The sequence below is a fragment of the Lacisediminihabitans profunda genome, from assembly GCF_008040105.1.
GTDB classification, from domain to species: Bacteria; Actinomycetota; Actinomycetes; order Actinomycetales; family Microbacteriaceae; genus Lacisediminihabitans; species Lacisediminihabitans profunda.
In genome coordinates, this window is the sequence record NZ_VRMG01000008.1 from 100,236 (window position 1) to 115,203 (window position 14,968).

General features: G+C 68.0%; 15 protein-coding genes. 3 read left to right on the top strand and 12 right to left on the bottom strand.

Features of this window, described 5'->3' with window-relative positions:
- Positions 1–185 precede the first annotated feature (185 nt).
- Positions 186–1,100: a co-chaperone YbbN gene (locus FVP33_RS11385; protein ID WP_147783789.1), complete on the bottom strand. Its 915-nt coding sequence runs from the start codon at positions 1,098–1,100 to the stop codon at positions 186–188.
- The gene (locus tag FVP33_RS11390; protein WP_147783790.1) at positions 1,097–2,860 is read right to left on the bottom strand and encodes a DUF8094 domain-containing protein; all 1,764 of its coding nucleotides are present in this window, start codon (positions 2,858–2,860) and stop codon (positions 1,097–1,099) included. Before FVP33_RS11390 ends, FVP33_RS11385 begins: the two co-directional genes overlap by 4 nt.
- Positions 2,861–3,166: 306 nt before the next feature.
- On the opposite strand from FVP33_RS11390, the gene FVP33_RS11395 reads away from it, so the two are divergent.
- Complete coding sequence (locus FVP33_RS11395) at positions 3,167–5,152, top strand: DivIVA domain-containing protein (RefSeq protein ID WP_147783791.1); 1,986 nt, start codon at positions 3,167–3,169, stop codon at positions 5,150–5,152.
- A 22-nt stretch (positions 5,153–5,174) separates the two neighbouring features.
- A complete protein-coding gene (locus FVP33_RS11400; RefSeq protein ID WP_147783792.1) occupies positions 5,175–6,227 on the top strand; it encodes an AI-2E family transporter in 1,053 nt (350 codons plus the stop codon).
- A 9-nt stretch (positions 6,228–6,236) separates the two neighbouring features.
- Here FVP33_RS11400 and FVP33_RS11405 read toward each other — a convergent pair whose 3' ends face one another.
- From FVP33_RS11405 to rpsB, 9 genes are all read right to left on the bottom strand, one after another.
- Positions 6,237–6,947: an alpha/beta hydrolase gene (locus FVP33_RS11405; protein ID WP_147783793.1), complete on the bottom strand. Its 711-nt coding sequence runs from the start codon at positions 6,945–6,947 to the stop codon at positions 6,237–6,239.
- 6 nt (positions 6,948–6,953) lie between these two features.
- Positions 6,954–7,250, bottom strand: coding sequence for a hypothetical protein (locus FVP33_RS11410; RefSeq protein WP_147783794.1), 297 nt, complete (start codon positions 7,248–7,250; stop codon positions 6,954–6,956).
- Between the two features lie 53 nt (positions 7,251–7,303).
- Complete coding sequence (locus FVP33_RS11415) at positions 7,304–7,933, bottom strand: aggregation-promoting factor C-terminal-like domain-containing protein (RefSeq protein WP_246142309.1); 630 nt, start codon at positions 7,931–7,933, stop codon at positions 7,304–7,306.
- A gap of 47 nt (positions 7,934–7,980) precedes the next feature.
- Positions 7,981–8,532 carry a DivIVA domain-containing protein gene (locus FVP33_RS11420; protein ID WP_147783795.1) on the bottom strand — a complete coding sequence of 184 codons (552 nt, stop codon included), beginning with the start codon at positions 8,530–8,532 and terminating at the stop codon, positions 7,981–7,983.
- A 42-nt stretch (positions 8,533–8,574) separates the two neighbouring features.
- Entirely contained in the window at positions 8,575–9,561 is a 987-nt protein-coding gene (locus FVP33_RS11425; protein ID WP_147783796.1) for a phosphatidate cytidylyltransferase, read from the bottom strand.
- Positions 9,562–10,113: a ribosome recycling factor gene (frr, locus tag FVP33_RS11430; RefSeq protein ID WP_147783797.1), complete on the bottom strand. Its 552-nt coding sequence runs from the start codon at positions 10,111–10,113 to the stop codon at positions 9,562–9,564.
- Positions 10,114–10,156: 43 nt separating this feature from the next.
- Positions 10,157–10,870, bottom strand: coding sequence for a UMP kinase (gene pyrH, locus FVP33_RS11435; RefSeq protein WP_147783798.1), 714 nt, complete (start codon positions 10,868–10,870; stop codon positions 10,157–10,159).
- A 304-nt stretch (positions 10,871–11,174) separates the two neighbouring features.
- Positions 11,175–12,002 carry a translation elongation factor Ts gene (tsf, locus tag FVP33_RS11440; RefSeq protein WP_147783799.1) on the bottom strand — a complete coding sequence of 276 codons (828 nt, stop codon included), beginning with the start codon at positions 12,000–12,002 and terminating at the stop codon, positions 11,175–11,177.
- Between the two features lie 9 nt (positions 12,003–12,011).
- Complete coding sequence (rpsB, locus tag FVP33_RS11445) at positions 12,012–13,088, bottom strand: 30S ribosomal protein S2 (protein WP_147783800.1); 1,077 nt, start codon at positions 13,086–13,088, stop codon at positions 12,012–12,014.
- A 359-nt stretch (positions 13,089–13,447) separates the two neighbouring features.
- Between rpsB and FVP33_RS11450 the strand changes: the two genes are divergently transcribed.
- Complete coding sequence (locus FVP33_RS11450; RefSeq protein ID WP_187270686.1) at positions 13,448–13,984, top strand: M23 family metallopeptidase; 537 nt, start codon at positions 13,448–13,450, stop codon at positions 13,982–13,984.
- A gap of 27 nt (positions 13,985–14,011) precedes the next feature.
- Here FVP33_RS11450 and FVP33_RS11455 read toward each other — a convergent pair whose 3' ends face one another.
- On the bottom strand, positions 14,012–14,965 hold the full coding sequence (locus tag FVP33_RS11455) for a tyrosine recombinase XerC (RefSeq protein ID WP_147783802.1): 954 nt from the start codon (positions 14,963–14,965) through the stop codon (positions 14,012–14,014).
- Positions 14,966–14,968: the final 3 nt, after the last annotated feature.

A 14,968-nucleotide genomic window follows, 5' to 3' on the forward strand; every position in this document is an offset into this window, starting at 1 on the left:
CTGGCGGCCTAGTTGAGCGGCGAGTCAGACCGGATTGCATGGATTTCGGAAGGGCAGGCCGGGAAGGGCAGGCCGGAGAGAGTAGGCCGGGGAGGGCAGGCCGGAGAGAGTAGGCCGGAGAGAGTAGGCCGGGGAGGGCGGGACGGAGAGGACGGGGCGGGACGGCGGGCGGATGTCCGCGCGGGTCAGTAGAGCAGCGTCGTGAGGCGACGGCGGGCCGCCACCACCCGAGGATCGTCCACTCCGGCGATCTCGAAGTAGTCGAGCAGCCGGGTGCGCACCGCATCCTTGCCAGCCGCATCGAGGGTCGGGAACAGGTCGAGGAGGCGCGCGAACGCGTCCTCGAGATGGCCGCCGGACACGTCGAGGTCGGCCACGGCGAGCTGCGCGGGGAGTTCGCCGGGCGCTGCGGCGGCGGCCGAACGGATGTCGGCGGCCGTCGCCGTGCCGAGTCGGGCGAGCAGCGACACCTGGGCGAGCCCGGCCACGGCGAGCCGATCGCGCGGATCTTGCGCGATCGCCGTCTTGTACTCGGCGATCGCGGTGCCGTAGTCGCCGGCGGCGATGGCGTCGTAGGCCTCCTGGTGGTGCGGCGGAAGAGGCAACTCCTCCGGCTCCGCCGGGACGGCGCCCGCGGCGTCCGGGGACACGGTGCCGGTGACGCCATTCTGCGCGGCCAGGGTCGCGAGCTGCTCGAGCACCTGCCGGACATCCGCCTCGGATAGCTCGCCCTCGTAGAGGGCGATGGGGCGTCCGCCGATCACCGCGGCGACGGTTGGAGCCGCCGTGGCGTGGAACGCCTGCTGCAGCTGCGGGTTCGCGGCGGCATCGACCGTGGCCAGGACGAATCGACCGGCGTATTCCGTCACGACCCGGGTGAGGGTTGGCGATGGTGTGCCCACGTAGAGCTCCACGACCACGGGCACGGTCTGCGAGAGATCCAGGATGCCCGTGAAGTTGGCATCGGTGCCGTCGACGACGAGGGAGGGAACGGCCGCGGGGGCGACCGGAGCTCCCGCGGGCGGGGCAGGCGGCCGAACGAGGGAGGACAGGTCGACTGCCCCCCGGAGGTTGGCCGAGGATGGCGGGGTGTTGGTCACGGAAGCTCCTTAGCCGAGATGAGTCCAGTGGCGAAACCGAGCAGCACGATCTTGTTCTTGCTTGACGCAGGCGGCAGGTAGAACAGCAGCTGGTCGCCGTATACCGCAACCGTACCCTTTGTGGTGCCCGTGATGCCCGACAGTGACTTCACGGCGCCCTCCGGGTTCACGGAGGCTCCGGCCTCGACCGGCTTGACCGTGAAGGTCTCGTTCAGATAGACCGTGACGATCGCGCCGGCGTTGTTGCTTCCCAGGGTGATGTTTTCCCCGGGACCGTTGCCGTTGGCGAACGTCAGCGCAGCAGTCGCGGGCACCTTGGCCTGCAGCTCCTTGCGCTTGTCGAAACCGATCTGCGTGAGGAGCGCGTCGTTCTTGAGGTCGAAGTACTTCGCGAACTCGCTCGTCGGCCCCTTCTCGATGATGTCGCCGTACGCGAGGGCGAGCTTTGCCGGCGCGAGAGTGAAGAGCTTCGTCTCGTCGGGCAGTCGCGGAGCCCCGATGTTCGCGGGGGCCACACCGCCGGGTAGTTTGGCGCCGGCCTCGAATTCGGTGGCATAGTCCACCTTGAAGTCGGATCGCGGGGTGGCCTGCACGAGCATCAGCGCCACCGGCGGCACGGTCTTGTCGGTGGGAGTCACCACGGTGAAGACGGTGCGCGGCCAGGTGTTCGACTGCTGGGGCAGTGTGACGTTCACCTCTCCGGCCGGGATGGCCGCCGGGGCCTTGTAGGTGTTGTCGACCTTGCGGATGGCGTAGTTGGCCCTGCGCAACTCGAGGGCTGGGCCCTCGAATCGGCTCTTCAGCAGCTCCGGGTCGATTGCGGCATCCGCCTTCGCGGCGACCGCCGACACCCGCGCCACAATGTTCTTGAGCTGCGGGAGCGTCACCGACGGCGCCTGCAGCTTCTCCCCCACCGGCACCGTCGCGGTCGGCGACGGCGTGGCGGAGGGGCTGGAGCCTCCGGTCATGAACTCCGGCCAGAGGTCGGCCGAGCATCCGCTCAGGGCCACACTGCCCACGAGCAGGATCGGCACGATCGCGATCATCCGCCGTGAAGTCGACCGGCGTCCGCCCTTCGCGGCGATCGCCCCGGTCTTTCGCGGCTTGTACCCGCGCTGACGAGGAACCTTGGGCATCTTCGGCGACTTGCGACGCGGGCCGCGCGATCGTCGCAGGTGCGCGAGGGCCCACAGGTAGATGCCGATTCCGATGAGCAGCAGCAGTCCACCGCCGACCAGGAGGGGACCGGACCACGGGGTGCGGTTGTCGAGCGGCCAGCTGATGGTGAGGTGGTTGGGGGCCGGCTTCGTGCCGTCCGAGACCACGACGATCGAGATGTCGTCCGGAACGTTGACGAAGAAGTTGAGGCTCTTGGACCGCGAATACTCGTCGAGCCAGAGATCGGATCCGCGCGGATCGGGCACCTTGGTCTCCGTGCCGGTGACCAGCTTGCTGGTGAGCGCGGTCTTGGCGGAGTTGATGCCGATCCGGTTGTAGCTCGCCTTGCCCACCCACGCGAGCACGTCCTCGGTGCGGCCGTACGCGGCGAACACCTTGCCCGGTCCCTCGATGGTGACGCTCTGGCGGCCGTCGAGGGCCTTGAGGGTCTTGCTGCTGATCACGGAGACCGTCGCGTCGTTCGGGACGACGGTGGAGGCGGTGATGCTGTCTGGCTCGGCCAGAATGGTTCGCTGGGCGATGCCGTAGGCGATCATTCCGAAAGCGATCACGAATGTGACGATGGCCGCGATAAATCGCACTGGGTTACTCCTCTCGTGTTGCCGTGCTCGACCGGCGGTCGACAGCCCCAATCGCGATGATGGCGACGGCTCTCACCGAGGGTTCAGCCCCGGCGGCCACGGGCAAAGTGCCCGGGGTGGCAACAGACAAAGACAACCCAGACTAGCGCAGCCACCCTGAGAGACGCCTTGAGGCCCCGAAATTCGGGGAATCGGCCGCTCGGCGGGCGGCAGATTCGGCCCCATGGCCGTCGTTGCCTCAGGCTAAACTCGAATGGCTCGGCCCGGGTTGCCCGGCGTCCGACCACAAACGCACGAGGAGACACCGTGGCTACCGACGACGAAACCTTCACCACTGCAATGCGCGGCTACAACCGCGACGAGGTGGACAGTGCCATCCAGGACCTTCGGCGCGAGCTGATCAAGGCCAACCAGGACAAGGCGGAAGCGGCCAAGGAGCTCAAGCGGCTGAATGCGACCGTGGAGGACCTCCAGGCGGAGATCGAAGAGACCGGAAGCCCCACCTACAGTGGCCTGGGCACCAAACTCGAGAACACCCTCCGGGTCGCCGAGGAGCAGTCGACCCGGCTGATCAGCCAGGCGGACATCGACGCGGAACGCCTGCGAAACGGCGTGCAAGCGGAGATCAATCGTCTGCGGGTCGAGTCCGTGGAGAACGCGGAGAAGGTCGTCTCGGATGCCCACGCGAAGGCGAACGGAATCCTCGACGCCGCGACGCTCGAGGCCTCGGAGCTGCTCGAACGTACGCGGGACGAGGCCGAGATCGTCACCCAGGACGCCCTGCGCGAGGCTGCGGCCATCCGGGGCGCCGTCGCGACGGAGGCAGCAGAAGCCAGGACGACCGCCAAGCGCGAGGCCGCCGCGGTGCGGGCGGAGGCGGAGCGCGAATCGGCCGAGCTGAGGCTCGTCGCCGTGCGCGAGACCACCGAGGCGAGGGATGCCGCGGCAAAGCTGGCCCGCGAGACCGAGATCGGCCGCGCGGAGTTCACGAGCGAGAGCGAAAAGCAGTGGGGCGACCTCGCCCGCGACGTCGAGCAGCAGCGCACAGACCTCGCGAGGGACATCGAGTCGTCTCGCGTGGAGCTCGAGCAGACCACGGAGACCCGTCGCGCCGAGCTGACGCGCGAGATCGAGGAGGCCCGAGCCCAGCTCGAGCACGACACCGCGGCGGCACGCACCGCCCTCGAACAGGAGATCGCCGAGGCGCGGTCCAGCCTCGAGCAGGAGATCACGCTCGCCAGGACGACCCTCGAGCAGGACACCGCTGCAGAGCGCGCGGCCCTCGACCAGGACAGCATCGCCGCGCGGCACGCCCTCGAACAGGAGACGACCGCCGCGCGGAACGCCCTCGAGGAGGAGACCACCGCCGCGCGCAACACCCTCGAGGAGGAGACCACCGCCGCGCGGAACGCCCTCGAAGAGGAGACGAACGCGGCGCGCAACGCCCTCGAACAGGAGATGGCCCTCGCCCATGCCACGCTCCAGGAGGAGACGGCAGCGGCCCGCGCCACGATCGAGCTCGAGACCACGACGGCACGCGACGCCCTCGAACTGGAGACCTCGACCGCCCGCGCCAAGGTCGAGCAGGAGACCAAGTCCGCCAGGGCGAAGGTCGACCTCGAGGTCAAGCGCACTCGCAAGCAGCTCGCTCAGGAGGTGACGGAGGCGAAGGCCATCGTCGAGGCAGAGATCGCCGCCGAGCGCGCCAGCCTCGCCCACGACATCGAGCAGCAGCGCACCAACGTCAGCCGCGAGGTCGAGCAGAAGCTGGCCGACGTCACCCGCGAGGTCGAGCAGACCGCCGCGCAGTTGAAGCACGACACCGCGGAGACCCGCACTCGACTCGCGCTCGACGCCGAGCAGGCCCGCACCGACCTGGATGTGGAGCTCAAGTCGCGCCGGGACGAGGCGGAGAGGGAATTCCTGGCCAAGCACCAGGAGGCGGTCGCCCAGACCCAGAAGTACCTCGAGGAGGCCAACGCGCAGCTCGCCGAGGCGACGAAGGCCGCCGCTGCGAAACGCAAGGAGGCCGACACCGTGGACGTGGACGCCCGCGCCGAGGCCAAGGCCTTGCGCGCCAGCACCAGCGACGAGGCGGCGGAGATCCTCGCCAATGCCGAGGCGCGCGCGAAGGCCATGGTCAAGGACGCCGAAAAGCGCACGGCGAAGCTCGTGTCCGACGCAGAAGAGCGGCTCTCACAAATTAGAATCGAACGCGAAGCGGTCGCCGGCTACTTCGAAAGCCTGCGTAGCGTTCTGACCCAGGCCGAGAAGGTCGCTACCGACAAGTAGTCCACGATCCGGGGGAGTCGCCGTGAAGATTCAGAACGCTTTTCGGGTCGGACTCCTCGGAGGCCTCGGCGTGATCGTCGCCATCGGGATCGGCTCCGCCGTCACCACGCTCTCCACGATCCTCACCTACATCGGCGCAGCGCTCTTCCTGGCCCTCGGGATCGACCCGGCAGTGTCATGGCTCGAGAAGCACAGGTTTCCGCGCTGGTTGGCCATCCTCACGGTGCTCCTCGGAATCATCGCCGTGTTCGTCGGCCTCGTCTTCGCCGTTGTGCCGGTGATCGCCGACCAGGTCAGCAATCTCCTCTCCAACCTGCCGGACTTCATCAAGACGGTCACCGAGTCGACCTGGATCACCGACACCCAGAAGACCCTCCCGAGCTGGATCAACCTCAACGAGATCCTCACCAACGCCGGCACCTGGCTGAAGAACAACGTGGCGACGATCGGTGGCGGCATCCTCTCCGTGGGCATCGGCATCTTCAGCGGGGCGGCGGGGTTCGTGATCATCCTCATCCTCACCCTCTACTTCGTCGCGTCGCTCTCCAACATGAAGCGCGGGCTCTACCGTCTCGTGCCGGCGTCGAAGCGCGCCGCGTTCTCCGACCTCGCTGAGCAGATCACGGCATCCGTCGGCCGTTACGTCGTCGGCCAGGGCAGCATCGCCTTCGCCAATGGCCTCTTCAGCTTCATCTTCCTGTCGATCATGTCGATCTACGGCCTCAAATACCCCGCGCTGTTCGCGTTCATCGCGTTCCTGTTCGCGCTCGTGCCGCTCGTCGGAACCCTCACCGGTAGCGTGATCATCGTGCTCTCCACCCTGTTGCTCAGCGGGCCGGGCATCACACTCTGGGTCGCGATCTACTACCTCGCGTACATGCAGGTCGAGGCCTACGTGATCAACCCGCGGGTGATGTCGCGAGCGGTCAAGGTGCCAGGGGCGGTCGTCGTGATCGCCGCCCTGGCCGGCGGATCGTTGCTCGGCATTCTCGGGGCGCTCATCGCGATCCCGGTGGCCGCCGCCGTACTGCTCATCGTCGACCAGGTCCTGGTGCCGAGACAGAACGAACTGTAACCGGCGAGGTTACTCGTCGAAGGTCGCCGGCAACGGCAGGGCCGCGGGGTTGAGCCGCCGCACGATCTCGCTGAGCACTCGTGTGGTCTGGCTCTCCCCCACCCAGAGGTGTTTGCCGCCCTCCACCGCCACGAACTCGACCTCGGGCACCACTGCGAAGCGCGCGGCCGCCTCGGCGGGCCTCAGGTAGTCGTCCAGTTCGGGGATCACGGCGACCAGCCGCTTGCCGCTGCCGGCCCACGCCGCGAGCTCGGCATCCGAGGTCCTGTGCAGCGGCGGCGAGAGCAGGATCGCGCCGTCGATCGGGTACTCGAGGCCGTATTTGAGCGCCACCTCGGTGCCGAAGGACCAGCCGACGAGCCAGGGGTGCGGCAGGCCGCGTTCTGCGACGAACGCCATCACCGCCGCCAGGTCGTGCCGCTCGTCGACGCCGTGGCCGAATTCTCCCCCGGATGCCCCGCGCGGGGAGCTGACCCCACGGAAGTTGAACCGCAGCACGGCGAGGTCCGCCAGGGCAGGCAGCCGGGCGGCGGCCTTGCGGATGATGTGGGAGTCCATGAAGCCGCCGTGGGTCGACAGCGGGTGCAGCGCCACGATGGTGGCCACAGGGGCCGTGGAGAGCGGCAGGGACAGCTCCCCCACCAGGGTGAGCCCGTCCGAGGTGCGGAACTCCACGTTTTCCCGGCGGGCCGGGAGAATCACGCCAGCCTTGATGTCCACGGCGGTCTACCTGATCTTCCAGCAGTGCGCGTGCCAGTGTCGCCGGGCGGCGATGTCGTCGGCCTCGCCCATGAGACCGTCGGCGCGCCAGGCCACGATGTGGGCCGTGCCCGGCGTGATGTCGAGACGGCAGCCCGGGCAGATGTAGGTCTTCGCCGCCGACGTCGCAGACACCGGCTGCACGTTCCAGGCGCCGTCACGCTGCGTCTCGGAGCGCAGGCTGCCGTAGAGGGCGCGATTCAGGTCGATCTCCGACTCGTCATCTGCCGGGCGCGCCCCTCGAGGGCGATTGGATCTGGGCATTGCTTAACTCTAAGCTCTGGACCCGGCCGAACGGTGAGCAGACGAGCGACGGATCAATACCAGCCGGACGACTGGCTGTGGCCCCACGCCCCACACGGGGTGAGATAGCGACCCTGGATGTAGTTGAGTCCCCAGGTGATCTGCGTTCTCGGGTTGGTGGCCCAGTCGGCGCCGACCGAGGCCATCTTGGACCCCGGGAGCGCCTGAGGGATGCCGTAGGCACCACTCGGGTTGCTCGCGTACACGTTCCAGTGCGATTCCTTGTTGAAGAGCGAAACGAGGCAGGCGTACTGGTCGTCGCCCCAGCCCCTGGCGTGCACCAGCTCGTAGCCGATCGCCTGGGCGGTGCCGGGGTCCGGCACTCCGACGGCCGGGGCCCCGGATGCCGGCTTGGCAACGGCGACGACCTTCTTGGTGACCTTGTAGCTGTCCCGGCTGATGCTGACCGCGAGATCGGCGGAGACGCTGAGGGTCTGCACCTCGCCCGGGGCGAAGGCCGCGGGCTCCGCGCTGACCGAAGGGGTGCGGTCGGGGGCGAGAGTCAGCACCAGCATCAAGGCCGTGGCGGCCATGAAGGCGAAGGCCGGCAGGACGTTGCGGCGGCCGATGTGGTGCCCACGAGGCCCGGCCCCGGTCCCGGTTGCGGGAACCTGGGGCGACGAAATCCTCTGACGGCTACCCACGATTTTTCGATTTTAGCCCAGAAGAGCCGAAAAAGCCCATCGAGGGGTCAGCGCACCGCCAGCATGACGTTGACGACGGAGTCGATGAGCAGGTCCACCTGCGCCTCGCGGTAGCCGCCCTTCCCCGGTCGGAAGGCGATTGTGCGCACCTCCTCGATGCTCATCGGCTTGCCCTCCTGGAAGTACTTGACCAGCCGATCGGCGAACGCATCCACGTCTTTGCGGTTGTACCCGTTGCTGAGGAAGTTCGCGCGATCGAAGCGCTGGCCTGCCGGCCGCGCGAGACGATTGAGGATCTCCTGGGCGATCGCCTTGGCCTCGGTGTACCAGGCCTCGTCACCCATGAGCTGGATCGCGCGCTCCCGCTCGCGGCTGGCGAAGGCGTCCTCGAGGCGCTCGAGCGCCGCGTCGACGTGCACCGGCGAGTATCCGCCCTTCTGCATCTCGAAGGCCGTCCGGCGGATGCTCTCCGAGGTGACGACCGCGAGCCCCGTCAACTCGGCGGAGTATGCGCGGCGGGCGTCCTCGAGAAAGTCTTCGACCTGGTCGATGCTGTAGCCGCGTCGGGAGTTTCGGGTGCGGGGAAAGGTAGTGCTCACGCGCCTATTCTGCCCTATGCGCCAGAGAACCGGCGCTAGGGCCTAATGCACGAAGAGATAGAGGATGTAGGCGGCCGCCGCGCTCGGCAGGATCGAATCGAGCCGGTCGAGAAACCCTCCGTGACCGGGAAGCCACGTGCTGATGTCCTTGATGCCGAGGTCGCGCTTGATCAGCGATTCGGTGAGGTCGCCGACCGTGGCGGTGAAGACGATCACCGCCCCGAAGATGAGCCCGAACCACCACTGTTCGTGAAGCATGAACACCGCGAGCAGCACCCCGCCGACAAGAGCGGTCGTCACCGAGCCTGCGAAGCCCTCCCAGGTCTTCTTCGGGCTGATGCGCGGAGCCATCGGATGCTTGCCGAACGAGAGCCCGGTCGCGTAGGCCCCGGTGTCGATCGCGATCACGAGCAGCAGGAAGGCCAGCGTCCACCACTCGCCACTGGGCTGGGCGGTGAGTAGCACCGCGAAGCTGCCGAGGAAGGGCACGTAGACCAGCACCAGGGCACCGGCCGCGACATCCGCCAGCACTTCGCGGGAGCGGGCCCGATGGCTCGCACCGGCGAGCTCGGCGATGCGCCACAGGGCCACGAAGACGATTCCGGCGAGGGTGACGAGCCACTTTCCCTCGTCGCTCCAGTAATACGCCGCAGGTACCGTGGCGAGCGCGGCGACGAGCGTGGGCCAGCGGGGCACGTCCCGGCCGGCGAAACGCAGCGCGCTCGCGAGCTCGAACGAGGTGAATCCGACCAGCGCGCCCGCGAAGATCATGAACAACGCCTTGTTGACGACGAGGCTGAACACGAGCGCGAGCCCCAGCCCCACCCCGATGAGGATCGCCAGCGGCAGATTGCGCCCGGTTCGCGCCTCGATCTTCACGTTGGTCGCGTCGATCTGGGCCCGCGTCACGGCGACCTGGGTCTTGAAGTCTTCCTCGAACGCGTGTGCACGCGCCTCAATGTCTTCGCGTTTGAAGAAGCGAAGTCGTTTCTTCGGCGCGGGCGGTTCGCCCTCGGGGGGATCCGTCATCTAGACCTCGAGAAGCTCGGCTTCCTTCTTCTTCAAGGCGTCGTCGATCGCGTCGATGTGGCTCTTCGTGATGGCCTCGAGATCCTTCTCGCCCCGGGCGACCTCGTCGTCCCCGACCTCCTTGAGGGCGTCGAGGTCGTCCTTGGCCTTGCGCCGGATGTTGCGGATCGAGATCTTCGCGTCCTCGCCCTTGGCGCGGACGATCTTCACGAACTCCTTGCGGCGCTCCTCGGTGAGCTCCGGCAGGGTGGCGCGGATGATGACGCCGTCGTTGCCGACGCTGGCGCCCAGGTTGGGCGCGTTCACGATCGCCCGTTCGATCTCGCGGAGCGCGCCCTTGTCGTATGGCGTGATCACCAGGGTGCGCGCCTCGGGGTTGCTCATTCCGGCGAGCTGCCCGAGCGGGGTCGGCGAGCCGTAGTAGTCGACCAGGATCTTCTGGAAGAGAGCCGGATTCGCGCGACCGGTGCGGACATTGCTGAAGTCGTCTTTGGCGGCTTCGACCGATTTGTGCATTTTTTCTTTTGCTTCGGCCAGGACGTCGGAAATCACTGAGGTCTCCTTCAGGGGATTGGGACTAACTGAGTTTATCGGCCTAGACGGAGACGAGCGTGCCGATCCGATCGCCCCGAATGGCGGCGGTCACGTTGCCGTGCGGCTCCATGCCGAACACGACCATGGGCATCCTGTTGTCCATGCACAGGCTGAAGGCGGTCGAGTCGACGACCTTGAGGCCCTGCACGAGAGCCTCCTGGTAGGTGACATGCTCGAGCTTCTGGGCGTCAGAATTGGTGCGGGGGTCGTCGTCGTAGACGCCGTCCACCCCGTTCTTGGCCACGAGCACCACGTCGGCGCCGATCTCGAGGGCGCGCTGGGCCGCGACGGTGTCGGTGGAGAAGTAGGGCAGACCGGCGCCGGCGCCGAAGATCACGACGCGGCCCTTCTCGAGGTGGCGCTCCGCCCGACGCGGAATGTACGGCTCGGCGACCTGGGTCATCGAGATCGCGGACTGCACGCGCGTCTGCACGCCGGCCTTCTCGATGAAGTCCTGCAGGGCGAGGGCGTTCATCACGGTGCCGAGCATGCCCATATAGTCCGCGCGGCCACGGTCCATGCCGCGCTGGCTGAGCTCGGCTCCGCGGAAGAAGTTGCCGCCGCCGACGACGATCGCGACCTCGACGTCTTGCGCCGCCGCGGCGATCTCCTTCGCCAGCTCGCTCACGACATCCGGGTTGACGCCGATGGCGCCGCCACCGAATGCTTCACCGGAGAGCTTCAGCAGAACCCGTCTCTTGCGCTCGGCTGTCATGCTGTCTCCTTCGTTTGTGGCTCGTTACAGGCTATCGGATGCGGGCCCGCCCACTCCCCGTCGTCTCGCTCCCCGCCCCGCCGCCCCGCCGCCTCACGTGCGGCCCCGGCACTGAAAACGCAGGACTATTCGCTCGACGTGCGCCGATCGGCGGCGTCCGTCGTCGTTTCGGGTGAAATCTCCTGCATTTTCGGCTGGCGGGCCGGAGAGATGATGCGGGCGTGGCATCGACGGATGCGGCGCGGGCGCGAAAAAGCCCGGACCAGGTCAGACGTGGTCCGGGCTCTCGCGTCGTGCGACGTGCTTAAGCGCCGACCTTGAAACGGGCGAAGCCGCTCACGGTGAGTCCGGCATCCTTCAGCACCTTGGCGACGGACTGCTTGTTGTCGCGGGCGTAGTCCTGCTCGGGGAGCACGACCTGCTTGAAGAAGCCGTTGACGCGGCCCTCGATGATCTTCGGAAGCGCGGCCTCCGGCTTGCCCTCGCCGCGGCTGATCTCCTCGACGATGCGACGCTCGGCCTCGACCTGCTCGGCCGGGACCTCGTCGCGGCTGAGGTACAGCGGGTCGGCGAAGGAGATGTGCTGCGCGATGCTGCGAGCGGTCTCCGCGTCGTCACCCGAGTAGCCCACGACCACGCCGACCTGCGGTGGCAGGTCCTTGTTGGTCTTGTGCAGGTAGACGGCGAACTTCTCGCCGGAGATGACGGCAACACGGCGGAGAACGATCTTCTCGCCGAGGATGGCCGCTTCGTTGCCGATCAGGTCGGCGACGGTCTCGCCGTTCACGGGAGCCGCGAGGCCCTCCTCCGGCGTGGTCGCGCCAGCGGCGACGATCGCGTCGAGCACGGTGTTGCCGAGGGTGACGAACTTCTCGCCCTTGGCCACGAAGTCGGTCTCGCAGGACAGCTCGATGAGCGTGGTGGTCGACCCGCTCTCCTTCGCGGCGACGAGGCCTTCACTCGTGGAACGGTCGGCACGCTTCGCGTTGCCCTTCGCACCCTTGAGGCGAAGCAGCTCGGTGGCCTTGTCGAGGTCACCGCCCGCCTCGACGAGGGCGTTCTTGGTTTCGACCATGCCGGTGCCGAGGCGCTCGCGCAGGGTCTTGAGGTCTTCCAGGCTGAAGTCTGCCATGGCTGTTCCTTACTTGGTCTCGTCAGCTGCTACTGCGGCGGCTGGCTTCTTGGCGGCGGCCGGCTTGGCGGCGGCCTTCGGGGTCTTCTCGGCCTCGGTGGCCTCGGCCTCGATCTTGGCCTCGGTCTCCGCGTCGGACTCGACGTGGTGCTCCGGGACGATGGTCGCGTCTGCGGCGGCCTCGTGCTCGGCGACAACAGCGTCGGCGTCGTTCTCCTCGACCGGCACCTCGGAGGCGATGACCTCGGCGACGGCCTCGGTGTTCGACTCCGTGGACTCGACGCGACCGTCAACGGCCTCGATCTTCTCGGCCTCGGTGGACGGGGTCTCGGAGGAGGCGAGGAGCTCGGCCTCCCACGCGGCGAGCGGCTCGACGGCTTCGCCCTCGGCCGGCTTCTGGTGACGCTGGATCAGGCCCTCGGCCGCGGCATCCGCAATGATGCGGGTCAGCAGTCCGACGGAGCGGATGGCGTCGTCGTTGCCCGGGATCGGGTACTGGACCTCGTCGGGGTCGCAGTTGGTGTCGAGGATGGCGATGACCGGGATGCCCAGCTTGTGCGCCTCGTCGATCGCGAGGTGTTCCTTCTTGGTGTCGACGATCCAGATCGCGGACGGGGTCTTCGTGAGGTTGCGGATTCCGCCGAGGCTCTTCTGCAGCTTCACGAGCTCGCGGCGCTGGATGAGGAGTTCCTTCTTCGTGTAACCACGGGTCGTGTCGTCGAAGTCGACCTCTTCGAGCTCCTTCATGCGTGCAAGACGCTTGGAGACCGTCTGGAAGTTGGTGAGGAGGCCACCGAGCCAGCGCTGGTTGACGTAGGGCTGGCCGACGCGCTGCGCCTGCTCCTCGATCGAACCCTGGGCCTGCTTCTTGGTGCCGACGAAGAGGATGGTGCCGCCGTGGGCGACGGTCTCCTTGACGTAGTCATAGGTCTTGTCGATGTACTGGAGCGACTGCTGCAGGTCGATGATGTGGCTGCCCGAACGCTCGGTCAGGATGAAGCGCTTCATCTTCGGGTTCCAACGGCGGGTCTGGTGTCCGAAGTGCACGCCGCTGTCGAGCAGCTGGCGGATGGTAACAACGGCCATGGCCGTCTCCTTTTCTGCGCCCGCGCACCTGCCGGCCTGTCCAAGACCGCGCCTTTCGGCACGTTCCTGTGACGGCACAGGGGCAACGCATGACGCTATTTCAGTTTCTTATGGCCGCCGGTTGGAGGCCAATCCTGGTGCCCGGCGCGCATCCGCCCCGCTCACGTGAATGAACCGGGGACTGAGTGGATGTGGTGGCGTGTCGATGAAGACTGTGGGCACGCGTAGTCACCCCGCGCGAGGCGGGATGCTGAGAAAAGTGTAGCACCGCTCCCACCCTGCCTCGCGTCAGCGGGCGGCTCTCCCCCACTCGCGCCCCTCCGGGCCCTCCCGGCCAGGCTCGCACCCATCATGGAAGGGTGTTGCCCCCGATCACGGCCGCCAGAACAACCCGGCTTAGTTGCCTGGCGATCCTGCTCGCGCTCGTCCTGGCGTTGGTCTCCCCCGCGCCGTCGACGGCCGAGTCCGCGACGGGGGCGACTCCGCAATGGGCCTGGCCGGTGGCCTCTCCGCATCGCGTCGTGCGGCCCTACCTCGCGCCGGAGACGGCGTACTCCGCCGGCCATCGCGGCATCGACATCGCCTCCGCGACCGGCGCACCGGTCTTCGCCCCGGACGACGGCATCGTCTACTTCTTCGGCGTCGTCGTCGACCGGCCGGTGCTCTCGATCCGGCACTCTGGAGGACTCGTGTCGAGCTTCGAGCCGGTGGAGTCCACGCTCGTGGCCGGGACCGCCGTGCGTCGGGGCGACGCCGTCGGTACAACCGCCGCCGGTCACTGCGCGATCGCCTGCCTGCACTTCGGGGTGCGGCTGTTCGGGGAGTACGTCTCTCCGCTCAACTACCTCGGCGGCATCCCGTGGTCGGTGTTGCTCCCCACTCGGGCCCTGGGCTGAGCCGAGCCGCGGGCGAACGCGGGCCGCCTACGCGCGCGGATGCGCCGACCGATAGCTCTCGGTGAGCCGCTCGGTGGACACGTGCGTGTAGATCTGGGTCGTGCCGAGGCTCGCGTGCCCGAGGAGTTCCTGCACCGCCCGCAGGTCGGCCCCTCCGTCGAGCAGGTGGGTCGCCGCGGTGTGCCGCAGGGTGTGCGGTCCGGATGGACCGCTCCCCGGCAGATCCGCGAGCAGGGCGGAGACCAGGCGGTAGACGGCGCGAGTTCCCAGTCGTCGTCCCCCCGGCGTCACGAAGAACGCCGTCACGGGCCTCTCGGCGCCCGCCACGAGCTGTGGTCGAGCCAGCTCGAGGTAGCCCTCGAGCGCCCGCAGGGCGGGGACGCCGAAGGGCACCACCCGTTCCTTGGATCCCTTTCCCAGCACGCGCACGGTGAGCCGCTCGCGGTCGACACTCGTCGTGTCCAGGCCGGTGACCTCGCTCACTCTCAGGGCCGAGGCGTAGAGCAGCTCGACCACGGCGAGATCACGGAGCGCAGCCGGGTCCCCGGTCGCCGACCGGGTGGCGAGCCCGGCGAGGATCGCGTCGATCTGGCCGCGGCTGAGAACTCGGGGCAGGTGCCGATCGGGCTTCGGTGCCTTCAGCCGCACGGCGGCATCCGAGTCGATGGCGCCCGAACGGGCGAGCCACGACACGAGGCCGCGGGCGGCGGCGGAGCGGCGCGCCAGCGTCGACTTGGCGAGGCCATGCTGCGAGCCGTCCCACAGCCAGTCGCGCAGCAGTTCGAGCGAGATGCCCTGCGCGTCGTTTACCCCGTGTTCTCGGGCGAAGGCCGCCAACTGGGACAGGTCGGAGCGGTACGACCGAACCGTGTTCTCGCTGAAGCCACGTTCGGCGCCGAGATGCAGCGCGAACCCGGTCACTGCCCCATCGACGTCCACTCCCCCATGGTCGCCCATGCGGCCGACGATAAGGCGGTTCATCGC